The sequence below is a fragment of the Lonsdalea quercina subsp. quercina genome, assembly GCF_000688695.1.
In the GTDB taxonomy this organism is placed as follows: Bacteria; Pseudomonadota; Gammaproteobacteria; order Enterobacterales; family Enterobacteriaceae; genus Lonsdalea; species Lonsdalea quercina_D.
Map to the genome: position 1 here is coordinate 243,020 of NZ_JIBQ01000005.1, position 26,460 is coordinate 269,479.

At 58.4% G+C, this 26,460-nt stretch carries 20 protein-coding genes; 7 read left to right on the forward strand and 13 right to left on the reverse strand.

Features of this window, described 5'->3' with window-relative positions; translation table 11 throughout:
- The 12 genes from urtD to SB13_RS06210 form a co-directional block, all read right to left on the reverse strand.
- Positions 1 to 792 (reverse strand): urea ABC transporter ATP-binding protein UrtD, encoded by a 792-nt coding sequence (urtD, locus tag SB13_RS06155; RefSeq protein ID WP_026739517.1) that lies wholly within the window; start codon positions 790 to 792, stop codon positions 1 to 3.
- The gene (urtC, locus tag SB13_RS06160) at positions 785 to 1,861 is read right to left on the reverse strand and encodes an urea ABC transporter permease subunit UrtC (protein WP_026739518.1); all 1,077 of its coding nucleotides are present in this window, start codon (positions 1,859 to 1,861) and stop codon (positions 785 to 787) included. The genes urtD and urtC overlap by 8 nt, the downstream gene beginning before the upstream one ends.
- Positions 1,861 to 3,426, reverse strand: a complete 1,566-nt coding sequence (gene urtB / locus SB13_RS06165) for an urea ABC transporter permease subunit UrtB (RefSeq protein ID WP_026739519.1) — start codon at positions 3,424 to 3,426, stop codon at positions 1,861 to 1,863. The genes urtC and urtB overlap by 1 nt, the downstream gene beginning before the upstream one ends.
- Positions 3,427 to 3,495: 69 nt before the next feature.
- A complete protein-coding gene (gene urtA, locus SB13_RS06170; protein WP_026739520.1) occupies positions 3,496 to 4,764 on the reverse strand; it encodes an urea ABC transporter substrate-binding protein in 1,269 nt (422 codons plus the stop codon).
- A gap of 27 nt (positions 4,765 to 4,791) precedes the next feature.
- Entirely contained in the window at positions 4,792 to 5,493 is a 702-nt protein-coding gene (locus SB13_RS06175) for a GntR family transcriptional regulator (RefSeq protein WP_026739521.1), read from the reverse strand.
- Between the two features lie 9 nt (positions 5,494 to 5,502).
- The gene (gene uca, locus SB13_RS06180; protein ID WP_026739522.1) at positions 5,503 to 9,117 is read right to left on the reverse strand and encodes an urea carboxylase; all 3,615 of its coding nucleotides are present in this window, start codon (positions 9,115 to 9,117) and stop codon (positions 5,503 to 5,505) included.
- A 2-nt stretch (positions 9,118 to 9,119) separates the two neighbouring features.
- Positions 9,120 to 10,916 (reverse strand): allophanate hydrolase, encoded by a 1,797-nt coding sequence (gene atzF / locus SB13_RS06185; RefSeq protein WP_026739523.1) that lies wholly within the window; start codon positions 10,914 to 10,916, stop codon positions 9,120 to 9,122.
- 355 nt (positions 10,917 to 11,271) lie between these two features.
- On the reverse strand, positions 11,272 to 11,991 hold the full coding sequence (locus tag SB13_RS06190; RefSeq protein ID WP_026739524.1) for an ABC transporter ATP-binding protein: 720 nt from the start codon (positions 11,989 to 11,991) through the stop codon (positions 11,272 to 11,274).
- A complete protein-coding gene (locus SB13_RS06195) occupies positions 11,988 to 12,767 on the reverse strand; it encodes an ABC transporter ATP-binding protein (protein WP_026739525.1) in 780 nt (259 codons plus the stop codon). The genes SB13_RS06190 and SB13_RS06195 overlap by 4 nt, the downstream gene beginning before the upstream one ends.
- A complete protein-coding gene (locus SB13_RS06200) occupies positions 12,764 to 13,654 on the reverse strand; it encodes a branched-chain amino acid ABC transporter permease (protein ID WP_026739526.1) in 891 nt (296 codons plus the stop codon). Before SB13_RS06200 ends, SB13_RS06195 begins: the two co-directional genes overlap by 4 nt.
- Entirely contained in the window at positions 13,647 to 14,540 is an 894-nt protein-coding gene (locus SB13_RS06205; protein ID WP_026739527.1) for a branched-chain amino acid ABC transporter permease, read from the reverse strand. The genes SB13_RS06200 and SB13_RS06205 overlap by 8 nt, the downstream gene beginning before the upstream one ends.
- A 45-nt stretch (positions 14,541 to 14,585) precedes the next feature.
- Positions 14,586 to 15,698, reverse strand: a complete 1,113-nt coding sequence (locus tag SB13_RS06210; RefSeq protein WP_026739528.1) for an ABC transporter substrate-binding protein — start codon at positions 15,696 to 15,698, stop codon at positions 14,586 to 14,588.
- Positions 15,699 to 16,381: 683 nt separating this feature from the next.
- Between SB13_RS06210 and SB13_RS06215 the strand changes: the two genes are divergently transcribed.
- The 7 genes from SB13_RS06215 (at position 16,382) to SB13_RS06245 (ending at position 24,929) form a co-directional block, all read left to right on the forward strand.
- On the forward strand, positions 16,382 to 17,092 hold the full coding sequence (locus SB13_RS06215; protein WP_235202372.1) for a GntR family transcriptional regulator: 711 nt from the start codon (positions 16,382 to 16,384) through the stop codon (positions 17,090 to 17,092).
- A 417-nt stretch (positions 17,093 to 17,509) separates the two neighbouring features.
- On the forward strand, positions 17,510 to 18,310 hold the full coding sequence (locus tag SB13_RS06220; protein ID WP_026739530.1) for a pyrroline-5-carboxylate reductase family protein: 801 nt from the start codon (positions 17,510 to 17,512) through the stop codon (positions 18,308 to 18,310).
- Between the two features lie 179 nt (positions 18,311 to 18,489).
- On the forward strand, positions 18,490 to 19,053 hold the full coding sequence (gene ahpC, locus SB13_RS06225; RefSeq protein ID WP_026739531.1) for an alkyl hydroperoxide reductase subunit C: 564 nt from the start codon (positions 18,490 to 18,492) through the stop codon (positions 19,051 to 19,053).
- A gap of 78 nt (positions 19,054 to 19,131) precedes the next feature.
- Entirely contained in the window at positions 19,132 to 20,697 is a 1,566-nt protein-coding gene (gene ahpF, locus SB13_RS06230; protein ID WP_026739532.1) for an alkyl hydroperoxide reductase subunit F, read from the forward strand.
- 971 nt (positions 20,698 to 21,668) lie between these two features.
- Complete coding sequence (locus tag SB13_RS06235) at positions 21,669 to 21,965, forward strand: type 1 fimbrial protein (RefSeq protein ID WP_051616502.1); 297 nt, start codon at positions 21,669 to 21,671, stop codon at positions 21,963 to 21,965.
- Between the two features lie 892 nt (positions 21,966 to 22,857).
- Positions 22,858 to 23,694 (forward strand): alpha/beta fold hydrolase, encoded by an 837-nt coding sequence (locus SB13_RS06240; RefSeq protein ID WP_036151487.1) that lies wholly within the window; start codon positions 22,858 to 22,860, stop codon positions 23,692 to 23,694.
- Positions 23,691 to 24,929, forward strand: coding sequence for a glycosyltransferase (locus tag SB13_RS06245; protein ID WP_026739533.1), 1,239 nt, complete (start codon positions 23,691 to 23,693; stop codon positions 24,927 to 24,929). Before SB13_RS06240 ends, SB13_RS06245 begins: the two co-directional genes overlap by 4 nt.
- A gap of 14 nt (positions 24,930 to 24,943) precedes the next feature.
- Here SB13_RS06245 and SB13_RS06250 read toward each other — a convergent pair whose 3' ends face one another.
- Positions 24,944 to 26,443, reverse strand: coding sequence for a SulP family inorganic anion transporter (locus tag SB13_RS06250; protein ID WP_026739534.1), 1,500 nt, complete (start codon positions 26,441 to 26,443; stop codon positions 24,944 to 24,946).
- Between the last annotated feature and the right edge of the window lie 17 nt (positions 26,444 to 26,460).

Below are 26,460 nucleotides of genomic sequence, written 5' to 3' on the forward strand. Positions count from 1 at the left end.
TCAGCGCCCCAGATAAACGTCGATAACCCGATCGTCCGCCTGCACTTCGCGCAACGACCCCTCGGCTAGCACCTGGCCCTGATGCAGCACGGTGACGCGGTCGGCGATGGTTTCGACGAAGCCCATATCGTGCTCCACGACCATCAACGAGTGCTTGCCCGCCAGACCGCGAAACAGTTCGGCGGTGTACTCGGTCTCAGCATCCGTCATGCCGGCCGCCGGCTCGTCAAGCAGCAGCAGATGCGGCTCCTGCACCAGCAGCATGCCGATTTCGAGAAACTGTTTTTGTCCGTGCGACAGCAACCCGGCTTTGCGAGCGCGCGCCGCGTCGAGCCGCAACAGCGTCAGCGTCTCGTCAATGCGGTCCCGCTGTTCGCCGTCCAGCCGCGCGCGCAGGCTGGCCCAGACGGATTTATCGTTTTTCAGCGCGATTTCGAGGTTTTCGAACACCGTCAGGGCCTCAAACACCGTAGGTTTCTGAAATTTGCGGCCGATGCCCAAACGCGCGATCTCCACCGGCGACAGTCGGGTCAGATCGGTGTGCTGATCGAAGATCGCCTGACCGGCGTCCGGCCGCGTTTTGCCGGTGATCACATCCATCAACGTGGTTTTCCCCGCGCCATTGGGACCGATGATGCAGCGCAATTCGCCTATGCCGATCTGCAACGACAGGTCCGTCAGCGCGCGGAAGCCGTCGAACGAGACATTGATCTTCTCCAGTAGTAGCACCGGATCGTGTTGATCGCGGTAGCGATCCGACGGCAGCGATTGGGTAAATAGGGACTCAGTCATCACGCCTCCCGCGTAACAGGCCAATGACGCCACGCGGCAGAAACAGCGTGACCAGGATAAACATCAGGCCCAGGAAGAACAGCCAGTATTCGGGAAACGCCATGGTGAACCAGCTCTTGGCGCCGTTGACGATACCGGCGCCGAGCAGCGGGCCGATCAGCGTGCCGCGACCGCCGAGCGCCACCCAGATGGCGGCCTCGATAGAGTTGGTCGGCGACATCTCGCTGGGGTTGATGATGCCGACCTGCGGCACATACAGCGCGCCCGCCAGCCCGCACAGTACCGCTGAGAGCGTCCAGACGAACAGCTTAAAGCCTCGGGGATCGTACCCGACGAACATCAGCCGGTTTTCCGCGTCGCGCACCGCCGTCAGCACCCGGCCGAATTTGCTGCGCGCCAGCGCGAAGCCGATGCCGAGGCTGGTCAGCAGCAACAGCACGGNGGCGACGAACAGGCCGATGCGGGTGCCGGTGGCGCTGACGTTAAAGCCGAGCAGGGTGGTGAAGCCGGTAAATCCGTTGTTGCCGCCGAAGCCGGTTTCGTTGCGGAAAAACAGCAGCATCCCGGCGTAGGTCAGCGCCTGCGTCATGATCGAGAAGTAGACGCCTTTGATTTTCGAGCGGAAGGCGAAGAAGCCGAATACCAGCGCCAGCAGACCGGGCGTCAGCATAATCAGGCACAGCGCCCAGGCGAAATGCTGCGTGCCGGCCCAGAACCACGGCAGCTCGTTCCACGACAGAAACGACATAAACGCCGGCAGATCGTCTCCCGCGGCCTGACGCATCAGGTACATGCCCATGGCGTAGCCGCCCAGCGCAAAGAACAGCCCGTGGCCGAGCGACAGCAGCCCGGCGTAGCCCCACACCAGGTCGAGCGCCACGGCGACGACCGCATAGCACAGGATTTTGCCGATCAGCGTCAGGGTATAGGTGGAGATCGCCAGCGGATGGTCGGCGGGCAGCAGCGCACAGAACGGCATGGCCAGCAGCGCCAGCGTTGCCAGGATGCCAAGGATGAAGGTCAGGCGCGGCGCTTTGCGCGCCAGGGTCAAAGTCAGTGGCATGCTCATTAGTCAATCACCCTCCCTTTCACGGCGAACAGACCCTGCGGACGTTTCTGGATAAACAGAACGATCAGCACCAGGATCAGAATCTTGCCGAGCACCGCGCCGATCTGCGGCTCCAGCACTTTGTTGAGGATGCCGAGGCCGAAGGCGGCCGCCACGGTGCCGGCCAGCTGGCCGATGCCGCCCAGCACCACCACCAGGAAGGAGTCGATGATATAGCCCTGCCCGAGCTCCGGCCCGACGTTGCCCAACTGCGACAGCGCCACGCCGCCGAGTCCGGCGATGCCGGAGCCGAGGCCGAACGCCAGCATATCGACACGGCCGGTGGGGACGCCGCAGCAATCCGCCATAGCGCGATTCTGCGTCACCGCGCGCACATTAAGCCCGAGACGGGTTTTGTTCAGCAGCAGCCAGGTGAGGCCCAGCACCGCAAACACGAACAGGATCACCGCGATGCGGTTGAACGGCAGCACCAGATTCGGCAACACCTGCAGACCGCCCGAGAGCCAGACGGGGTTGGCGACTTCCAGATTCTGCGCGCCGAACAGCGCGCGCACCAGTTGGATCAGCATCAGGCTGATGCCCCAAGTGGCGAGCAGCGTTTCCAGTGGTCGGCCGTACAAATGGCGGATGACGACGCGTTCCAGCGCCATGCCCATCGCTGCCGTAATCAAAAAGGCCGCGGGCAGCGCCAGCAGCGGATACCAGGCCAGCCACTGAGGCGCGAACTGTTGGAACAGCGACTGCACCAGCCAGGCGGCGTAAGCCCCCAGCATCAGCATTTCTCCGTGCGCCATGTTAATTACCCCGAGCAGCCCGTAGGTGATTGCAAGACCGAGGGCGGCAAGCAGCAGGATAGAACCGAGCGACAGGCCGGTGAACGCCTGACCGAGCAGTTCGCCCCACATCAGGCGCTGCTCGATGTGCTGCAGGCTGTTCGCGGCGGCGTCGCGGACGGCGGCATCGGGCTCGTCGGCGGCCTGCGTCAGGCGCTGTAGCCGGGCCTGCGTGGCGGGATGGCTTGACTCCCCCAATTGCTTCACCGCCTGCAGCCGTACCGCGGCATCGGGGCTGGCGAGCTGGAGATTGGCGGCCGCCAATGCCAGCGAGGCTCGCACTTGGTCGTCGGTTTCGCCGGCGAGCTGCCGTTCGATCACCGGCAGCAGAGCGGCCGCGCCCGTGCTTTGCAGCTGCTGCGCGGCACGCAGGCGGGTCGCAGGGTCATCGCTGACCAGTTGGTGTGCGGCGAGCGCGCTTGCGATCAACACGCGCAGACGGTTGTTCATAAACAACTTTTTGGTATCGCCGCTCGGCTGCCGCGCGTCGTCGAGGGGCGTGAAGACGTCGTCCTGCCGGCTGAAAGGCTGTTTGTTCTGGTCGATGACCACGGATTCGCGACGCAACGCCTCCAGCAACGGCAGGCGGTCGGTCTGCGGCGCGGCGGCCCACTGTTCAAGCAGCGCGGCCTGCTGGGCGCGGCTGGCGGCGGCGAACTCCGCGCCGTCTCCCGCCTGCGCCAGCCAGGGCAGCAGCAACAGCAGAGCACAGAAATAGCGGTGAATTTTCATGATGGTGTTCCCGTTTGGGTGCGCGGGAGAACGGCCTTGACTCCGACAGCGGGAGAAAGGCCGTGCCGCTTACTTCGTTGATTTCACCGGATGGTCGGATTTCTGGTCGTTGCCCGCGATATAGGGGCTCCACGGCTGGGCGCGAACCGGTTTGTCGGTCTGCCACACCACGTTGAACTGACCGTTCTCTTCCACTTCGCCAATCATTACCGGCTTATGCAGATGGTGATTGGTCGCGTCCATGGTCAGGGTGAAGCCGCTTGGCGCGTCGAAGGTCTGTCCCGCCATCGCCGCCCGGACTTTATCCACGTCCGTAGTGCCGGCTTTCTCGACGGCTTGCGCCCACATATGGATGCCGACGTAGGTGGCTTCCATCGGGTCGTTGGTCACGACGGTGTTGGCGTTCGGCAGGTTATGGGCCTTGGCGTAGGCGCGGTAGTCCGCCACAAACTTCGCGTTGGTCGGGTTGTCGACGGACTCGAAATAGTTCCAGGCCGCCAACTGACCGACCAGCGGTTTGGCGTCGATGCCGCGCAGTTCCTCTTCGCCGACTGAGAACGCCGCTACGGGGATATCGGTCGCCTTAATGCCTTGATTAGCCAGTTCTTTATAGAACGGGACGTTGGAATCGCCGTTAATGGTGGAGACCACGGCGGTCTTGCCCCCGGCCGCGAATTTCTTGATGTTGGATACGATGGTCTGGTAGTCGCTGTAGCCAAACGGGGTATAGACTTCCTGAATATCTTTATCCTGAATGCCCTTTGCATGCAGGAAGGCGCGCAGGATTTTGTTGGTGGTGCGCGGATAGACATAGTCCGTGCCCAGCAGGAAGAAGCGCTTGGCGCCGCCGCCGTCTTCGCTCATCAGGTACTCTACGGCTGGAATCGCCTGCTGGTTCGGCGCGGCGCCAGTATAGAACACGTTCGGCGACATCTCCTCGCCCTCATACTGCACCGGGTAGAACAGCAGGCCGTTCAGCTCCTCGAACACTGGCAGCACGGACTTGCGCGACACCGAAGTCCAGCAGCCGAAGACCACCGCCGCCTTATCCTGCGTTAGCAGCTGGCGCGCTTTCTCGGCGAACAGCGGCCAGTTCGAGGCGGGGTCGACCACCACCGGCTCCAGCTTCTTGCCCAGCACACCGCCTTTGGCGTTGATTTCATTAATGGTCATCAGCGCCACGTCCTTCAGCGGCGTCTCCGAGATCGCCATGGTGCCGGAAAGCGAATGCATGATCCCCACCTTGATGGTGTCGGCGGCCTGAACTCCCCAGGACAGGCCCATGCCGATCACGGTGGCGGAGAGTGCGAAAACCTTAAGCAGCGAACGTCTTTTCATCGTCTAACCCTCTCAATAGGTGTTCGTTTATTTAATGGGGTGAAGCCTGGCTTGCTGTAACCGGTGCAAGGTGATCTTTCTGACCTCCGCCTTGCTTTCGGCGATGTGGGTGGTCAGCTTGTGCTGCGCCTCCTCGGTCTGTTGCCGGAAAATCGCCTGTAAAATCTGGGCGTGCTCGCGGTAGGTGGCATCGATGCGGTCTTCGCGCGTAAAGTCGAGACGGCGGATGATGCGGATTTTTTCGGTCAGCTCGGTGTGAATGCGCGTCATCTCCCGGTTGCCGGTGGCGCTGACCAGCGTGATGTGGAAACGTTCGTCCTGCAGCGAAACCGCCTTGCCGTCCTCCTGACGCGCCTCGTCGATCCAGAAGGCTTTCAGCGCGGCGAGCGTATTCGCGCATTGCGCTGGCGGCAGCGCGCACAGGCGGCGCACCGCCTCGCGCTCCAGCAAGATGCGCAGGTCGTACAGCTCCTCGAAATATTCGAAATCGAAGGGCTTGACCTGCCAGCCGCTGCGGAACCACACCTCGACATAACATTCGCGCTCCAGTTGGAACAGGGCCTGACGCACCGGGGTGCGGCTCACCGCCATGCGTTCGGCGATCTCGTTCTCGCTGAAACGGTCGCCGGGCATCAGGCGAAACTCGAAAATGTCCTGCTTCAGCGCTTGATAGACCTTTTCAGCCAGCGGTTCCGGGCGGCCTTTGCCGCGTTGTGTGGGGATAGTCATCGTCGCTCCTTATTCCAGCCACAGCAGAACGTCGCCCGGATTCACCGGACGGCCCGCCTGGCAGGCAATGCGTTTAACCGTGCCGCTGCGGGGAGCGGCGATCGCCAGTTCCATCTTCATCGCCTCGACGATGATGAGCGTCTGTCCGGCCTCGACCACGTCGCCCGGCTGTACCTGTATTTTCCAGATATTGCCGCTGACGTCGGCGCAGACCGAGAAAGCGCTCTCATCCTCCTCGGCTATTTCCTCGGAAGCCGGGCCGGCGGCATGATCGGCTTCTTCCTCTTGCCAGAGCGCCACCTCGCGCGTGAAAGCTTCGGTCTGCCGTTCCCGGAACGCCGCAATGGATGCGGCGTTGTCGGCAAGGAAATGCTGATGCGCCGCGAAGTCGAACACTGTCTCTTCAATACGGATGCGCGCGCGGCCTTCGCGGAAATCGTCGCGCAGCTGCGTCAGCGCGTCTTCGCTCACCGGATAAAAACGCACCTGATCGAAGAAACGCAGCAGCCACGGCGCGTCGGCGGCGAACTGATCGTTTTTCAGAAATTTGTTCCAAATGGGCAGGGTGCGACCGACCAACTGATAGCCGCCGGGCGAATCCATGCCGTAGATGCACATGTACATGCCGCCGATGCCGACGGTGCCCTCATGGGTGAAGGTGCGAGCCGGACTGTATTTGGAACTCAGCAGGCGATGACGGGGATCGATCGGCACCGCGCAGGGCGCGCCGAGATAAACGTCGCCGAGGCCGAGGATCAGGTAGCTGGCGTCGAACAGCACGTCGCGAACGGCGTCGCGATTATCCAACCCGTTAATGCGTTGAATGAAGTCGACGTTGTTCGGCAGCCAGGGCGCGCTGGCGCGCACGGTTTCCCGGTAGCGGTCCACCGCACTGAGCGTGGCGCTGTCTTCAAAGGCCATCGGCAGCCAGACGATGCGCGATGGCACCTTCAACTGCGAGACGTCGCCGAGTCCGGCCTCCAGCTCCAGTAGCAGGGCGATCACCCGTTGCTGGCTGAGGATCCTGCCGTCGTAGCGCACCTGTAACGAGCGCACGCCGGGTGACAGCTCTTCGATGCCGGGCGTCGCGCGTTCGCGCAGCTGGTTCATCAGCAAATGCACGCGCAGGCGCAGCGCCAGATCCAGCACGTTGTCTCCGTACTCCACCAGCACATAGCCGTCGCCCGCCTGACGATAGGCGACCGCCGGCGTCGCTTGCGTAGCGGGCAGCGCCGCCAGTAGGGTGGCGGAACCCGCTTCGCTCGCCGCCAGCGGGGGCGGCGCAAAGTGCGGGGCGGAACAGGCGCGCAGCGTGCTGATGCTTTGCGTTTGCGCCTGCTCCAGCGCTACGGCCTCCTCAATGCCGATGGGATGGAAGAGGATACGGTCGCCCGGTTTCACCTGACCGACTTTCCATAGCTCCGCTTTGGCGATGGTCACCGGACAGACGAAACCGCCGAGGCTTGGGCCGTCCCGGGTCAGGATCACCGGGAAGTCGCCGGTAAAGTTGACCGCGCCGATGGCGTATTCGCAGTCATGCACGTTGGACGGATGCAAGCCCGCCTCGCCGCCGTCGGCGCGTGTCCAGGTGGGTTTGGGGCCGACCAGACGCACGCCGAGGCGGTTGGAGTTGTAGTGAACCTGCCACTCGCTGGCGAAGAACTCGTCGATCGCGTCCTGGGTGAAAAAGTCCGGCGCGCCGTGCGGGCCATACAGCACGCCGATGCGCCATTCGGTGCCGTATTGCGGCACCAGCGCGTAATCCAGCGGTTGCGGATCGCAGATGGGCGCAGGCGTGGCGCAGGCGGCCAGCTGCGGCTGCGAGATCGGCAGCATGTCGGCGATGCGCAGGGGGCGGCCCGCGTGTCCGCCGAACTGGCCGAGGGCGAAGGTGGAACGGCTGCCGAGATATTCCGGGACATCGATGCCGTTGCGGACGGCGAGATAGGTGCGGCAGCCCGACTGCGCGCGGCCGAGCGTCAGCGTCTGTCCTGCCCTGACGTCGATGGGCCGCCAGTAGGCTACCGGCGCGCCGTCCAGTTCCGCCGGGCAATCCGCGCCGGTCAGGGCGATCACCGCGTCGCAGTGAAAACGCATCGACGGGCCCTGCAGGGTGAATTCCAGCCCCGCCGCGGCCTCATGGTTGCCGACGATGCGGTTGGCGAGGCGGAAGGCGAAATCGTCCATCGGGCCGGATGGCGGCACGCCGATATCCCAGTAGCCGAGACGACCGGGGTAGTCCTGCACGGTGCTGAAGGTGCCGGGTTGCAGCACTTCAATCATGCTGGCGGTCGGGGTGAAGCCGTCAAGGAAGCGAGTCCACACGTCGCCGCGGTGGAAAGCGGAGGTCGCGACAATCTGGCGAAGATAGTCAAGGTTGCTGGCGATGCCATGCAACTGCGTAGCCGCGAGCGCCTGCTGCATTTTCTCCAGCGCCGCATCGCGCGTGTCGGCGTGCACGATCAGCTTGGCGATCATTGGGTCGTAATGGGCGGAGACCTCTGTCCCGGCATCGATCGCGCCATCGATGCGCACGCCGTCGGGAAAATGGACGCTGGTCAGCACGCCTGGACTCGGCTGGAAGTTTCTCAGCGGGTCCTCCGCGTAGAGGCGCACCTCGATCGCGGCCCCGTGCGGCGCCTGCCGCATACGCGCCCAGTCGAGCGGGTCGCCCGCCGCGACCCGCAACATGCACTCCACCAGATCGAGGCCGGTCACGCATTCGGTCACCGGATGCTCCACCTGCAAACGGGTGTTCACTTCAAGGAAGTAGAACGCGTCGTGTTCGGCGTCGTAGATGTACTCCACCGTCCCGGCGCTGCGGTAATTCACCCGTTCGCCGAGCCGTACAGCGGAATTCAGCAGCGCGTCGCGCGTGGCCTGCGGCAAGTGGGGAGCGGGGGTCTCTTCCACCACCTTCTGATTGCGCCGCTGCAACGAACAGTCCCGCTCACCGAGGGCGACGACCTGACCGTTGCCGTCGCCGAAGATCTGCACTTCGACATGGCGCGCGCGGTCGATGCAGCGCTCCAGGAATACGCCAGCATCGCTAAAGAACTGCTCGCCGAGGCGACGCACGCTTTCCCAGGCCTGACGCAACGCCTCCGCGTCGGCGCAGCGCGTCAGGCCGATGCCGCCTCCGCCCGCGGTGCTTTTCAGCATCACCGGATAACCGATGTCGTCCGCGGCGCTGAGCGCGTCTTCCAGCGAGTTCAGCAGCGGCGTGCCGGGCGTCATTGGGACGCCGGCGCTCGCCGCCAGCTCACGCGCGCGGTGTTTCAGCCCGAATTCGCCGATCTGCCGTGCGGTCGGGCCGACGAAGACGATGCCCGCTTCTTCGCAGGCGGCGGCGAACGGCAGGCTCTCCGAGAGAAAGCCGTAGCCCGGCCAGATGGCTTCTGCGCCGGTCTCGCGTGCAGCTGCGAGAATTTTGTCGATGCGCAGGTAGCTATCGGCGGGTTTGTCGCCGCCGAGCGCGATCGCCACGTCGGCCTCTTTGACATGCCGGGCGTTGCGGTCGGCGTCGGAGTATACGGCCACGCTGGTCACGCCCAGACGTTTCAGGGTCTTTATGGCGCGGCAGGCGATTTCACCGCGGTTGGCTATAAGTACCGTGCTGAACATGATTATTCGCTCCTCTGCGTTGCCAGCCAGCTGCGCCAGCCGCCGAATTCGGTAATCTCCAGCGCGTGCTCCAGCGCGGCCGGTTCACAAATAAAACCTTTCACCACGCGGCCGTCGGCCAGCGTTAGCGAGCCGATGCCGAGCGGCGGGGGGATTTCCGCCACGAACTCGCCGAAGCGCGCCAGCGGGATATCCCACAGTTCGACGGCGATGGCGCCGCCGTTGGCGTCGCGCAGCAGCCCCGGCTTCTTGACCGGCCCGTCAAGCAGGGCGAACAGGCGGTATTCGGCGGCGGTTTGCGTCTCTTCGATCAGGATCGCCTGACGCGTGGTGAGCTGATGGTTGAGCGGCATGCCGGTGAGGTGAGCGCCCACTACCGCCACGCGAACGTGTTCGGCCGACGGCGGCAGTGTGGCGCGGTCTTTGGGGTAAGCCTCGCCGGTGGCGCCGAGCGGCAGCGCGAGTTGTTGCTGCCAGCGCAGGCCGAATCCGGCCAGCGCGCGATCGTGCCAGGCGGGGGCGATCAGCGTGATGCCCGCGGGCAAACCGTCGTCACGAAACGGGCCCGGCAGCGCCAGCGCGGCGAGATCGGCCAGGTTGGTAAAGTTGGTGTAGGTGCCGAATTGCGAGTTATAGCGCACTGGCTCCTGCGTGATTTCCTGCAGCGTGCGGATGGTCGGGGAGGTGGGCACGACAAGGGCGTCGAACGGGGCCAGCGCCCGTTGAATACGGCGGGCGAGGTCGGCGCGCAAATACTCAGCCTGATAGGCTTCCACCGCGCTGTATTGCCGACCGCTGTGGATAATGCCGTACACCACCGGATCCATCGCTTCCGGCTGGGCCAGCATCTCTCCGACCGCGGCGGTGCGTTCGGCCACCCACGGTCCAGAATAGAGCTGTTCTGCCAACTGATGGAACGGCGTGAAGTCGATCGGATGTAGCGTGGCGCCGCTTTGCGCGAGATGTTCCAGCGCGCGGTGCCATGCCGCTTCGGCCAGGCGGTCGCCGAAAAAGGTCGGGTCGGCGGGGATGGCAAAATCGGGCTGCGCTTTGATCCCGGCCGGCGCGGAGCGCGGAGTGCGGCGTGAATAGGCGTCGTCGGCATCGTAACCGCCCGCGATCGTCGAGACGGTAAAAGCGTCTTCGACGGTGAGCGCGAACACGGACACGGTGTCATTGAGGCGGCAGGCCGGTACGACGCCGCGGGCGGAGAGCCAGCCCTTAGTCGGTTTCAGACCCACGATATTGTTGAACCCGGCTGGCACACGTCCGGACCCGGCGGTATCGGTGCCGAGCGCGAAGCCGACCAGCCCGCGAGCCACCACTGACGCCGAACCGGAGCTGGATCCGCCGCTGACGTAGTCGGGATTGAAGGGGTTATGCACCGCGCCGAACGGTGAACGCGTGCCGACCAGGCCGGTGGCGTACTGATCGAGATTGGTCTTGCCGATCGCCACCGCGCCCGCGGCTTTCAAGCGCGCGACGACCACGGCGTCGTTTTCTGCGGTGTACGTGGAGGCCGGACAGGCGGCGGTCGTCGGCCAGCCCGCGACGTCGATGTTGTCCTTCACCGCAAAGGGAACGCCGAACAGCGGTAGCGATGCGGGATCGCGCTGGTAGTACGGCAGCAGCGGTTCGATTTGCTGCCGCAGCTGTTCCGGAGTGGCGAGATACAGCCAGGCGTTATCCTGTTTATCCAGCGCCGCGAGGTGTGCTGCCAGCAGCGTTTCGATCCGCCGGGGATCGTGTTGGTAGCAGCGTCGCCATGCCTGAAGCGTTAAACCCAGTGTCGATGTCATGATGAATTCCAACTTGTATACAACATGGAATCCATAAAGCAACTTGCATGCCAACCATCAACATAATGATTTGGCTAATAAAAAATAATGGCATGATTTCCCGGCTCACCCTGTTGGTGTTTCATGGTGCAGCCGAAGCACCATGACGGNGGCGGGTATAAGAAAAAGGAATAATGACAACGCGGTCGTGGAGTGGGTGAACCGCGTCTGACGGCAAGCGCCGCCGCGCGCGGTCGGAACACGAGGCGCGGCGACTCGACGCTTCATTATCAGGGCCTGTAGGCGGCGCGGTTTCGTGGAGGTAAAAAATCCCCAAACGTACAGGCGGCATTGATGGCGTGACTTGCGCGTGGGTTTACGCCGCGCGTCCGCCGAGATACAGCTCACGCATACGCGGATCGTTCAGCAGCTCATTGGCCTGGCCGGTGAGCGCGACTTTTCCCAGCGCTAGCACATAGGCCCGGTCTGAGATGTGCAGAGCTTCCATGGCATTCTGTTCCACCATCAATATCGCCACGTTCTCTTCCCGGCGAATCGACTGTATGGCGTCGAAGACATCCGCCAACATCTTGGGCGATAGTCCGGCGGAAGGCTCATCCAACAGCAGGGTTGCGGGCCGGGGCATCAGGGCACGCGTTAGCGCCAGTATCTGGCGCTCTCCGCCGGAAAGCGCCGACGCCGTCGCACGCCATTTTTTGCGCAGCAACGGATAGCGTTCACACAGCTCTTCCATGCGTTGTCGGCGCTGCCTGTCCGGCAGAAACTGACCGCCGGTTTGCAAATTTTCCTTAATAGTCAGGTTATTGAATACGTTGTCCGTCTGAGGCACAAAGCCAAGTGAGCACTCACGAACTTTTCGGTGGATCGGGATTCGGCCCACGTCGCGTTCGTCCAGCAGGATCTGACCGCTGCGGGGCGTCAGATAGCCCGCAATGCATTTTAACAAGGTCGACTTGCCGCAGCCGTTGGGGCCGAGCAGCGTAACGATCTCCGCGTTATTCACTTGGAGGGAGATGCCCTGAAGGATGTCGATTCCTGGGGTATAGCCAGCCACCACATCGTGCAGCGTAATCATACAGCCTCCTGTTGTGTCTGGGCGCTGCGGCCCAGATAGGCGTCCAACACCTGCTGATTATTCGCCAGCTCGTCCGGGTGGCAGCTGGCGACGATGTGCCCGCGGTCCAGCACGATACAGCGCTGGCACAGCTCGCGGATGAAGTGCATGTCGTGTTCGATAATCACCAGCGACAGCCCTTCGCGATTCAGACGCCGTAGCGTCTCGACAATATCCCGTCGCAGGTTGGGGTGGACGCCAGCCATCGGCTCGTCCAGCATCAGGATCTGCGGATCGCCCATCAGCGCACAGGCGATGCCCAGCAGTTTCTTTTGGCCGCCGGAGAGCGCGGCGGCGGGCAGGTCGCGAACGGGGTTCAGCAGCAGCGCGTCAATCAGCGCCTGCGCCTTGGCGCTATCTTCCCGTTCGGCGCGGCGAGTCGCCGGGAGCGACAGCAGACTGCTCCAGAAACCGTGGTGGCGGGTTCCCGCCGCCATCACGACTTCCATTACCGTCATCTTTTGCGGCATCGCCGGGAGCTGGAAAGTCCGTGCGACGCCGGATCGGATGATGCGGTGCGTTGGCAGCTTATCAATCCGTTTCCCCGCCACGCGAATGGCGCCGCCGTCTATGGGGGTGAACCCCGAAATCGCATTCAGCAGCGTACTTTTTCCTGACCCGTTCGGCCCCAGTAAGCCGAGGATCTCCCCTTGATGCAGGGTGACGCTCACGTCCTCCAGCACGCGGTTGCCGCCGAAGGCCTTGCTGACATTTTCGATCTGCATCAGTGGCGTCATGACGGCATTCTCCTTAATTTTTCAGGCAGCAGTCCGCCGGAACGCCAGAGCAGGCAGGCCAGCAGGATAACGCCGACTGTACCCAGACGCAGTGCGCCGGTGATATCAGAACCAATTTGGAACAGGTCTTTGGCGAAAGGAATGAAGGTGTACAGGCATTCAACGACCAGAACGCCCAACAGCACGCCTGCGACATTGCCGATGCCGCCGATCATCACCATGCTCCAGATCAGGAAGGTTTCGGAGGGCAGAAGGTAATCGGGGCTAACATAGCTGGTGTAATAGGCCATCAGGATGCCTGCGGCGGCCGCGATCGCCGCGCTGCACATCAGCGTGCGGCATTTCAGCCATTGCAGGTGATAGCCCATACACGTCGCCAACTGAGGCTGCTCGCGCATCAGGCGCAGCGCCCGGCCGAAGCGGCTTTTACCCAGCCGATTAGAGACCAGCGCCACCAGCGCGACGGCCAGCAGGATCACAACGGCGAAAACCATCCCGTCCCCCTGTGTTGAACCGGTCGACCATAACGGGATGATATTTCCCAGCCCTTGCGCGCCGCCGGTCAGCTGGTCTTCGTTGATAGTGATCGTACGGATGATCTCGGCGACGGCCAGCGTGGCGATCCCCCAGTAATCCGCCGCCAGCTGGCGGCCCAGCACTGACATTCCTGCGCCAATCAGCATGGAAAGCGCCAGGCCGAATGCGCTGGCTTCTACAAAAGAGAGCCCGAGTCGGGCGCCAATCCCGGCGGAATAAGCGCCGATACCGACAAAGGCGATATGGCCGAAGTTCAGCAGTCCGGCATAGCCCGCCTGAATATTCAGCGCGAGCGCGATCAGGGCATAGATGCCGGTGATGCTAATCAGATGGAGCAGAAACTCAGACACGGCGCACCTCCCGGTTAAACAAGCCATAAGGACGCAGCAGCAGCGCCAGCAGCAGAATGACGAACGATGCCGCATTGATGTAGGTGACGGGAATGAACACCAGTTCGCTGCCGAACAGCCAGCCGAAGTCGAGGTTAGTCACCAGCGTTTCGGTGGCCGCAATCAGCAGTGCGCCGAAAACGGCGCCCAGCGGGTTACCCAATCCACCGAGGATGGCGGCGGCCAGAATCGGCAGCAGCAGATCGCTGCCCTGATTGACGTAGGCGCTGGAGTTGAGCGCCAGCATGGAGCCGCCGAGCCCTGCCAGCGTACCGGCGATGAAGTTGACCGTATGCACCAGCGCATCGGCGTTCAGGCCCGACGCGGCAGCCAGATCGCGGTTGCTGGCCAGCGCCCGAATGGAGCGCCCGAGCGAGGTATAAAACAGCAGCGCGCCGAAAGCGACCAGCAGTGCCAGCGTGACGCCGAGCGTCCACAGCTGGTTACGAGAGACGAAACTGTCGGCCAACGATAGCGTTGGGCTGAGCGGCAGGTTGTAGCTAACAGGCGACGATCCGGCGATCCCCAGAATCAGGGCGATCAGGATCATCGATACGGCCAGCGATCCGATCATGGCGCTTGCCGGCCCGGACTGCGCCAGGCGACGAAAGATCCCGTGATGCAGCAGCGTCGCCATCGCGCCGGTCAGCACGCTGGCCAACAGGATAGCCAGCAGGAAGGGGCATCCAATCCGCAGTAGCGCGGCCGTCATGAATGAACCCACCATCGCATATTGCACATGCGCCACGTTGGCGAACCGCACCAGCCCGTAGACCAGGCTAAGGCCAAGCGCGATCGGAGCAAGGTCCGCGGTGCGGAGCAGTGTATCGAGAATGAACTGAAGCATAGACTCTTCCTGAAAGGGAACCGGGGCGCGAACGCCCGCCGCCGTTTAGCGCAGTTCCTGAATCCCGTTAACGATTTTGACCTTCTTATACGGTTGGGTCTGGCGTTGATTGTCGGCGCCCAGATTGAGCGGGCCGGTCACGCCGTCGAAGTGGGGCGCCACGCTCTGCATCGCTGCCTGGAGGGCGGCCGGGTCGGTGCTGCCTGCCTTGTTGATCGCGGCGGCGGCCAGCGTAATGCTGTCGTAGGCATAGCTGCTGTAGGCGGACTGCGGGGCAGTGCCATAGCGCTGTTTAAACAGGTCGATGTACCCTTGCCCCTGATCGCCAGTACCGGCGACCTCCATCCCCATGCGGCCTTCGATGTACTCTGCCGGCGTATTGGCGGTGCACATGGTCAGATACATGCCGTACCACGGCGTCTTGCCGAGACCCAGTTCATAGGCTTCGCGGTTGAGCACCACCGCATCCTGACCGTAGGTGGTGTAGACGTAGGCGTCAGGCTTGACGCGGGAGAGCTGGCTGAGCTCGCGGCGGTAGGAGGATTGGCCGCCGGTATAGAGCATTTTGGCGACGACTTTGCCGCCCAGCGCCTGAAAATCCTTGTTGAACTGATCGAGCATGCTCTGGCCGTAGGCGCCGTTGGGCGCGACGAACGCCACTTTGCGGTAGCCCATCTCATAAACGTCTTTGGCGGAGAATCGCGTCGCCAAGTCGGCAAGTCCGATGACGCTGTAGGAGTATTTCCCGACGTTGCGCATATCGGTGCTGGAGGACGTGATGTTGATATGAACTCGCTGATTTTTGACCAGATATTGCCCAACGGGAAGGGTTACGCTGGACGAGAATTCCCCGGCGACCAGCGGTACGTTGTTGACCTGCGTCAGTTTGCGTACGGCATCAAGCGCGGTGACCGGGCTACCCGCGGAGTCTTCGATCATCACGGCCAGCTTCTGGCCATTGACGCCGCCGTGCGCGTTGACCTGATCCACGGCTAATTCAATCCCCCGGCGCATGTCTTCGCCGATGGTGGCGCTGACGCCGGTCAGCGGCAGAATAGCGCCGACGGTCACATCCGCCTGTGCGGGCAGGATAGCGCCGAAAAGTGCGCCGCCGAGCAGCGCTGAAGCTAAAAGAGCCTGACGAAAATGCACGGTCATACCTGTTTCTCCTGGTCGGAATCATCAATAAAGCGGAGCGGGTGTGGGCTTCATCCCTGGCGTTGTTATTAATCGTTCAGGCTGTCGCCGTCAGGGCGGAAACCCCCGCTATCCGGGGCTTCACCCAGTCAATGACAAAGTGAATGATGAAGTGAATACACTTTGCCAGAAACGTCGGAGCAATTGCTATGCCACCCTGGTCAAAAAATACTCTTTAGTGGAAACGGCGCGCGTTAATATTTCCTTCGGTTGACTAATATTTACAGTAATAACAAGCAATAACGTGATGCAGGCGAAGTTGGAAAACGCGACTTTTATTATTTATACGGAATACGAATAGATAATAAATAGATGGAATATAACCACTGTTTTGTACGAAATTGCTTCAGATTGGTGCATTTGGATTCACCGTTGTGCAAGGTTTTCATTGTTTTATCATTATCGCCTTATTTTCTGATTCTCGTTATTAACAAGGTTGGGATTGTATTTTCATTCTCGGTTTAATGTGTGGATAGAGGTGTATGCACATCGTCGTTGTGTTATGAATTCAGGCGTGTTATCAATTTAATTAAGCTCATTTACGCCGTACTTATATAGGGCGCTCATCCCCCAGAATACGGTAATCCATCATTTTAAATTCGGCGCCAACCCCGTGTCGGCTTTCGAGAGGAAATAACGTGCCGGTGAGTTCGAAAACAGTGCGCAGCGCAGACAGTGTGGAAAAAGTATATGAAGCGGTGAAGGCGCTGGCGATTGATTATCACTTCAAGCCGGGCGAAAGAATTAACGAAGTTGAGCTGGCTGCGCGTCTGGGCGTGTCCCGCACGCCGGTTCGCGAGGCGCTGAATCGTCTGGCGCAGGACGGCTTCATGAGCTTCGTACCTAACCGCGGTTTCTACTCTCGAGACATCACGCCAGAAGGCGTACACGACCTTTACGAGATGCGCGCTATTGTTGAACAGGCTGCATTCCGCCTGGCTTGCCAGCGGGCCAGCGATGAGGAGATCGAACAAACGGCGGCAATTTGGGAGGAGAGTTGCCGGGCGCTTCCAGCCCCGGAAACCATCTCGGATTGGACCAAAGTGGCTGAAGACGACGAGGCTTTTCATCTGGCGATAGCCCGCATTACGCGGAATAGCCGACTGTATGAAACGCTGGAGAGTTTGAACTCCCTAATCCGTTTTTTCCGCCGAATCGATCTGGAAACACCCAGCCGTCGTAATAATGCGTACGATGAACATGTCGATATTATCGATGCAATGCGTCAGCGTGATATCGAACGCGGCGCGGCGTTAATGGAAAAACATGTTTCGCTCAGCGCCGATCATGCTATTGCCGTGACAAAAGAAGGGCTGGCGCGTATTTATTTCGGCAAACGAGACCGTCTTAAATAACCCATCCGGGGGCATTCTGAATAACGCCTCCTGGATGCTCATAGGTGGAAAAAATAAATCGTTGCGCTCTTTTTCTTTATTCCATCGCATCACTGTCACGGCGCTGAAATAGCATTTGAGAGAAAAGCAGAGGATTTTTTAGCGTTATTGACGGCCAATGTCTCTGACGCCCGGAGCGCTAGGTCGAGAATGCGGCGTGTCTTAAACGGCGAGAACGCGTCAAAGAGAATGGCGCGTACTGAACAATTCAATGACCGCACGAATACGCCACGTTATCGACCGTTAGACGACGATAGTGGAATTTTGCGTTTGTTTTCGCGAGCAGTGTCGGTGGTCGAATGAGGGAGTTGGGTGCCGCCGCAGGCGATGCGCACATTCATCAAACCGAATCAGTTATGTCATTTTCAGGGGAAAATCATGAGTCAAATTCACTTTATCGGGGCAGGGCAGATGGCGGAAGCCATTATTCGGGCGGCGTTGAACAGCGGTAAGCTGGCGCACGATGCCGTGACGCTGGAAGATATCGACGCCTTAAGAATATCGACACTCACGGAGCGTTATCAGCTGACGTCGACTCTGAGTGAGGACGCCGCGCTGAAAAACGCCGACTATATTGTGATGGGTGTTCGCCCGCAGGATGACATCGCGGCGGTGTCTGCGCGTATCCGTCAGCATGCGGCCCCTGAGGCGACGGTGGTGTCTATCATCGCGGGCGTCACGCTGGCGACACTCACCGAACAGCTGGGCGAAACGCGTCCCATCGCGCGCGTCATCCCGAACACGTTGACCGATACCGGGTATGGCTACAGCGGCGCGGTGNTGAATGATCGGGTCGAAGAGGCGCCGTTGCGGGCATTTTTGGAAAGTTTCGGTAAAGTCATGGTGCTGGAAGAGCGGCTGCTGGATATTTTTACCGGCTTTGGCGTGGCTGGCCCCAATTACGTCTACTATTTCATCGAGTCGCTGGTCGATGCCGGGGTCTTGGCCGGGCTGCCGCGGCAACAGGCGACGCAAGTCGCCTATGAGAATCTGGTCGGCGCGGTCGCGATGCTGAATATCAGCGGCAAACATCCGCGACAGCTGCTGGATATCAATAATTCGCCCGCGGGCGTCGGTATGCATGGCCTGTATGAGTTGAACAACAGTGACTTCGCCGCCGGACTGCAGCGTAGCGTACTCGCGGCAGTCAAACGTACCACGGAACTGGCGAAATCCTAAGCCGTCCCCGCTCCTCGCCGCGGCGAGGAGCGCATTAATGTATGAACACTGCCCCTTCTATCGCGGCCGATCGTTATCATGCAAGGTATCGCTTATTGATTCGATAACGACAACGCATTAGCCCGCCACAGCGCAATTCTGTACTTTAGCCCCATACCCACACGCATGAGGATAAAGTGATGTCAGTAATTAACACCAAAGTTAAACCATTCAAAAACACGGCTTTCAAAGACGGTGAATTCGTTGAAGTGACCGAGAAAGACATTGAAGGTAAGTGGAGTGTGTTCTTCTTTTATCCGGCTGACTTTACGTTTGTCTGCCCGACCGAACTGGGCGACGTCGCTGATTACTACGACGAATTCCAGGAGCGTGGCGTAGAAATCTACTCTGTGTCTACCGACACCCACTTTACCCACAAAGCATGGCACGGCAGCTCTGAAACCATCGGCAAGATCAAATACACCATGATCGGCGACCCGACTGGCCAGCTGACTCGTAACTTCGAAAACCTGCGTGAAGCTGAAGGCCTGGCTGACCGTGGTACCTTCATCGTTGACCCGCAGGGCATCATCCAGGCGGTTGAGATCACCGCTGAAGGCATCGGCCGTGACGCTTCCGACCTGCTGCGCAAAGTGAAAGCCGCTCAGTACGTTGCCGCTCACCCGGGTGAAGTTTGCCCTGCCAAATGGAAAGAAGGTGAAGCGACTCTGGCTCCGTCTCTGGACCTGGTCGGCAAAATCTAAGCCTGCTTTCGCTAATCATCTATTGATACTTTTATCGGGTGCATAGCACCCGATTTTTTTCGCACTGAGGGATAATCAATGCTCGACAATACAATGAAAGTCCAGTTGAAAGCCTACCTGGAAAAATTAACCAAACCTGTTGAGTTAGTAGCGACGCTGGATGACTCAGCAAAATCTTCTGAAGTCAGAGAATTGCTGACTGAGATCGCCGGATTATCTGAACAGGTCAGTTTCACTGAAAACAACGACCTGCCAGTGCGTAAACCCTCTTTCCTTATCACCAATCCGGGTTCTCAGAGCGGTCCGCGTTTCGCCGGTGTCCCGATGGGCCACGAATTTACTTCGTTGGTGCTGGCACTGTTGCAGGTCGGCGGACACCCGTCTAAAGAAGCCCAGGAATTACTCGACCAGATTCGTGGTCTGGACGGCGAGTTCCATTTCGAAACTTACTACTCGCTGTCGTGCCACAACTGCCCCGACGTTGTTCAGGCGCTGAACCTGATGTCAGTGCTGAACCCGAACATCACCCACAGCGCGATTGATGGCGGTGTGTTCCAGGACGAAATCGAAAGTCGTAACGTCATGGGTGTGCCCACCGTGTTCCTGAACGGCGAACACTTCAGCCAGGGTCGTATGACGCTGAGCGAAATCGTCAACAAGATCGATACCGGCGCCAGCGCCAAGCAGGTTGAACAGCTGAATCAGCGTTCGGTCTACGATGTCCTGATCATCGGCAGCGGTCCTGCCGGGGCGGCGTCTGCGGTTTACTCTGCGCGTAAAGGCATCCGTACCGGTCTGATGGGCGAACGTTTCGGCGGCCAGATTCTGGATACCGTCGACATTGAAAACTACATCTCCGTGCCGAAAACAGAGGGCGCCAAGCTGGCGACCGCGTTGAAGAGCCACGTAGACGACTACGATGTGGACGTGATCGACGCGCAGACCGCTACGGCGCTGATCCCAGCCGCTGAGCCGGGCATGCCGCACCAGATTGAAACCGCCTCCGGCGCGGTATTGAAGTCCCGTACGGTCATCATTTCTACCGGTGCACGCTGGAGAAACATGAATGTACCGGGCGAAGACCAGTACCGCACCCGTGGGGTCACCTACTGCCCGCACTGCGACGGCCCGCTGTTTAAAGGCAAGCACGTTGCGGTCATCGGCGGCGGTAACTCCGGCGTCGAAGCGGCCATCGACCTCGCTGGCGTGGTCAAACACGTCACGCTGCTGGAATTTGCTCCGGAGCTGAAAGCCGACTCCGTGCTGCAGGATAAAGTTCGCAGCCTGCCGAACGTCGACATTATTGTTAATGCGCAGACGACGGAAGTAAAAGGCGACGGCCAGAAAGTGACCGGACTGTCTTATAAAGACCGCGTCAGCGAAACCGAGCACGAGCTGGCACTGGAAGGGATCTTCGTGCAGATCGGTCTGCTGCCCAACACCCAATGGCTGGAAGGGACGGTAGCGAGAAACCGTATCGGCGAAATCGAGATCGACGCGAAATGCGAAACCAGCGTTAAAGGCGTTTTTGCGGCTGGCGACTGCACCACGGTGCCGTACAAGCAGATCATCATTGCCACCGGCGAAGGGGCGAAAGCCTCGCTGAGCGCGTTTGATTATCTGATTAGAACGCAGTCGGCGTAATGGCCAATACGGCGCTGGGGCGCCGTGAATAAATCTCTCTTGTTGTGTCTGTGTCTGGAAAACCGCTCGGCTTCGCTGAGCGGTTTTTTTTCGTCTGTCTCCTTCGCGCGATCAGATCTTAAACCGCGTGTCTGCATTGGGGTGAGGAATTGGGGTGAGGGATAGCGGAGAGGGATAGCGGAGAGGGATTCGTCGCCCAATGTCTGTGCCATGGCTTCAAAACCCCTCCTCGACTCCTAGCCTTAAATCCGGCCTCAAAAGCGCCTACAGCGCGTTTTCAGGCGCTTTGACCTGTTTGAGAAAATAACATCCCCTCACGCCTTAAAGCGCGCTTAAGCGTGTTTAGAGCCGTGAGGAGGTCGCGCTTCGATCAGGATGATCGATTGAGCGATTAAAGGTCATCGCTTTTTACTTGAGTGAAAAGCATAAAGATAGGAGAAGCCGGAAAGAAATAGGGGGGCAAATCTACGAGGACCGAGGCGGGGTAAAACAGTCGATTCAGGCGCGGCGATACGGCGCGCCTGAATCGATGTTGTCGACACCGGCTAAGAGATACTGTCCCCATCGATAAATAACCGTATAAGCGCGTTTTATAGTGCTCTAAGGGGTGGGTAGACGACGGCGTTTTTCAGCGTGCTGGAGGGAAAATGGTAGCATTGCTTCTTTTTCTTATATCAGCTGACTGCTGTTATAACTTAATTTCTATTTTTAAATAAAAACGACCGTACCCCTTTTTTTTAAAATTCTAACCCTATATTTATTGGTATTTACAAGTGCTATTTTTTATAGGTTTTTGGGATAAGAACAGTCTTTGTTGGAAATGAATTAAAATAAATATTCACTAATTTAACCTATTTGTGTCAGCAGAGCGTAAATATGGGCTCAATTCCAAAAATAACTGATATGCCCACTAAAGTTTTATTAAATAAAACCGTTTATATAGACTCGCCAACACAAATAGGGATCGCATCATGAAACGCATTCATTCTTTTTTCAAAATCGCATTACCCGTTCTCTTTATACTGGTTTTGCCAAAAACGTTTGCCGCAGGCGGCGTTATTCATTTTACCGGGGCGATTGTTGAATCTCCCTGTGAAGTGGCCCCTGATGCCCAGCATCTCGCGGTTAGCTGCTTCCGTGCCGGGAAAAACCAGGTAATTCAGGTAAATAACCAATCACAGTCCAATATTTTGCCTCAGGATATTGGTTATGTGAAAACGACAACGATTCAACCGGGAGTGAAGTTTATGGTTATTAATTACAACTAATTCACCAAGTTAAAAAAGCAGGCAATCCCCTGACTATTTTAATAATAAAAAACTTACTCTAATAACAAAACTGTCAGGGACGACATTTACCCTATGTTAATCATCATGTTCCATTTTTAGTTATTAAAACCCCTCCTTAAAATAACGTAAATCGTGTTATTTCACTGATTAAATCGCACGCAAATTATTATCATGATTAATTAACGTTAAGCCAACGCAGCTCGCGACAACATGGAGACGCGTGACCGGATTTTTTTCACACGCCGACGATGGTAATGCTCTGCCGATTATTTTATGCCAAGCCTCCCTTTTGCGCCTCCTCGCTTCCCCTTCATCGGGACGTCATAGGAATGGCGTTATGTTGCGATGAGACGATGACCCAGATCGAGACCTTGTCATCTCGTCATCTCGTCTTGTCGTCTTGTCTCGTTTAAGCGCTCTCCCGCAAAGCGGTCATGACGGATGACGAGGGGATGGTTGAATCGTCATTTGCCGCTGCTGTTGGCAAGGGAAAGACACAACGTTTTTCCATGACAGGTTATTCGACCTCGCGATCAGAAAAAGATAGCTAAAGTGAATCTATTTCCTCTCTTTCTGCCAGGTAAATAACGGGCTTATTTCGCATTTATCAGCCGAATAAAAGAGTGATATTCCTGGAGGATACATTACCTATAAGCTCTGTTTATTAGCTTCCTTATTTTTTAATAAAATGATTTATTCTTGGTGATTTATTTTAATTGGTCTTATTTGTCGTTTCTGTATATTGAATTATTTCATCATGACTAGCGCGAAATTAAAAATAGTATTGTATATTATCAAAATATAACCGTTACATTACCTATTCAAAACAATAATCCTATTGACATTTTTCACACATAGCGAGGAGAGCACTATGGCAACTGAGAGTGAGGTTGTGATTTATAATGGCTATAAGATCCATGTCGATAAAAACATATACGACCCTGAACTAAAAACGGCCATCTTTATAAATGGGGCTTTAGCCACGTCGTCTTCATTTCTTATTTGGGTAAAACACCTAAAAGGAAAGGTAAATACGATACTTTTCGATTTCCCTTTTGCGGGCAAATCCAAGCCGTTGAATGACTCATTGGATATCATCACGAAAGAACAGGAAGTGGATATCATCAACTTCCTGATCAGGCGTTATCGGCCCGAGATCATCATGTCCGTCTCGTGGGGCGGGCTGGGGGCGCTGATGGCTGCCTCACAAAACAACGACATCCTGGAGATGGCTGTAATCGCATCCTTCTCCATGACGATCAATGAAAAAATGGAACGTTATATTCTCAAAGCCCGTGACTACGTTTATCAGAAAGAGTTTGAAGCGGTGGCTAATCTGTTGAACAACGAGGTGGGAAAATACTTGCCGAGATTATTTAAGAAAACCAATTTTAATCACGTGGCTCATCTGGATGAGCATGAATATCGGCAGGCTTGTTTTCACCTTGATCAAATCCTGACGTTGAGGGATTACGATTACGAAAAATTTATTAGCAAGATATCAATTCCGGTCATATTTATTAATGGTGAAAAGGATGAACACACAACGAGTAAGGAGGTTAAAAACCTTGGTAAATATCTCGACGATGCTCGATTCTATACTCTAAAGGATGCCGGTCACTTTCTTGACCTGGAGAGTAAAGCGGCTGCTTTAGGGGTGAAATCGATATTCGAAGAGATTTTTATTAACCAACAGGAGTTCGTATGAATTTGTTTTTGGCGACCCTTGGATCGTCCGGTGATGTCTTTCCCTTTATCTTGATTGGCGAGCACATGGCCAGACGTGGCCATAAGGTATTTTTGTGTACTAACCCTTATTTCAAACGTCTGGCCGAGTCTCGCGGGCTGAATTTTATCAGCGTAGGCTCAACGCAGGAATATATCGCCGGGGTGCATTCGAGAGCGCTGTGGGATAGAAAAACGGCTTTGGATACTCTGTGCCGTTATATGCTGAAACAGCAGGATGAGATGTACCAGCAGTTAGAGAGCATGGTCGACAGCTCCTCTGTGCTGCTCACGTCGCTCTGGTCTTTTTCCGCCAAAACATTGGGAGAGCAGAAAGGATGCTGCACTCTTCCGGTACGCGTGGGGCCATCGACGTTTTTGTCGTGCTACAACCTGCCGCAGCATGGAAAACTGGCGCTGGCGAACAAGCTTCCGATGACGCTGCGCAAAGGGATGGTCTCGTTGTTCGAAAAAAAGGTGCTCGATAAACGGTTCTGCGCCGAGGTCAACGCGCTCAGATCCCGCGTGGGCCTGGCGCCCGTCAAACGGATCCTGTCGCAGTGGGTTCATACGTCTCCCGACGGTCTGATCTGTCTTTTTCCCGAGTGGTTCGCCCATCCGCAGCCAGATTGGCCGCGCAATGCCAACCTTGTGGGGCTGCCCTTGTTTGAAGCGGAGAATGCGCCCGTTGATGAAGAGCTGGGCCGCTTCCTTGAACGTGAAACGGTGTTGTTCTCTCCCGGCTGGTCGCTGCAGTTCGATGAATATTTCTTTAATGCCGTTATCGCCGAAGTGACACGTCAGCAGCGGCAGTGTCTGGTTGTGGGGGTGAACCCGGAGGATGTCCCCGCGCGGCCGGGCGTTTTAGTCAAAAAGGAGGTCGATCTGGCGGCCTGCCTGCGTCACTGCGTCGCCGCGGTGCATCATGGCGGCATCGGCACCATCTCGCACTGTTTCTACCAAAGCATTCCGCAGCTGATTTTCCCCAGCGCGTTCGATCAGTTTGATAATGCCTACCGGGTTGAACAGTTAGGTTGCGGCATTCAGGCCAAAAGCCGCCTGCCGGAGAAATTTTCTGACGATCTCGCTCGCGTGATGACCGATGAAAACATGCGTGAGCGATGCCGCCGTATTCAGGAGAAATACGGCGACAAAAATCACTGTCTGGAGAATGTCAGGCATGCGCTGGAGCAGGCGCATCAGCGCCATGCCTCCTGAGCCAGCAGCGTCGCTTACAGGTGGCCGGACAATCGCTGATGCATGTGGGTACTGTGAGCGTCCAGCCCGATGATCGACACGCGGGTGTTGTAGCGCTGATAGCGATTTTCGATGGCGTCCAAAGCGGCCACGCTGGACGCGTCCCAGATCTGTGCGAGAGTGAGATCGATGGTCACCTGCTGCGGGTCTTCGGCGTACTGGAAATGTTCGAACAGATCGTTACTGCTGCCGAAAAACAGCGGGCCTTTCACGCGGTAACACACTGACTTTCCATCTGCGCTGACTTCCCGCTCGGCATCGATGACGTGAGCGACGCGCCGGGCGAACAGCAGAATGGCGAAGATGACGCCGCCCGCTACGCCAATCGCCAGATTGCCGGTCCATACCGTGGCAATGACGGTGACGACCATGATCAGGGTTTCGGACAGCGGCATCCGCCGCAGCGTCGCGGGCTGCAAACTGTGCCAGTTCACCGTTTTCAACGCGACGATCATCATGATACCGGCCAGCGCCACCATCGGGATCTGCGCCATGATGTGGCTTAAACTCGTCACCAGGATCAGTAGAACCAGCCCCGCCGCCACGGTGGAAACCCGGCTACGGGCTTTACCCATCTCGACGTTGACGACCGTCTGCCCGATCATCGCGCAGCCTGCAATCCCGCCGTAAAAGCCCGCGAAGATATTGCCGATGCCCAGACCCCAGCATTCGCGCTGTTTACTGGAGTGCGTATCGGTAATGTCGTCCACCATTTTGGCCGTCAGTAGCGACTCCATCAGCCCGACAAACGCCACGCTGAGCGCCGTCGGCCAGATGATGGACAGCGTTTCCAGATTCAGCGGCTTGGTTAGCTGGGTGAATCCCGGCAGCCCCGCCAGCATCGGTCCCGCGTCGCCGACGGTCGGAACGTGCAACCCGGCCAGCAGCGCGATGGCGGTGACGACGACGACCGCCATCAGCGGCGACGGCACGCTTTTGAGCAGATACGGCAGCAGGACGACAATCGCGATCGTCGCCGCGAACAACCCCCAGACGGCGGGCGACTGGCCCAGCACGTGCGGCACCTGCGCCGCGAAAATCAGTATCCCCAGCGCGTTGACGAAGCCGAGCATCACCGAGCGCGGAATATACCGCATCATGCGCGACAGGCCGACGAGCCCAAACACAATCTGAATGATCCCCGCCAGAACGACGGCGGGCAGAATATAGCCCACGCCGTGGGCATGCACCATTGGGCCAATGACCAGCGCGACCGAACCGGCGGCAGCGGTCACCATCGCAGGACGTCCGCCCAGCACGGAGAGCGTGAGGCACAGCACGACGGAGGCGATGAGACTCACTTTCGGGTCCACGCCGGCGATGACGGAAAATGAGATAACCTCGGGGATCAGGGCGAGTGCGGTGATAACCCCGGCCAGGCATTCACGGGTGAGTGCTGAGGGGGAACGAAATACGGCGGCCACCGAAGCGGGTCCGGCCGGGGTTTTTACTGCGGTATCGGAAGATGGCGTCATAGCGTTTTTTTAGTGGT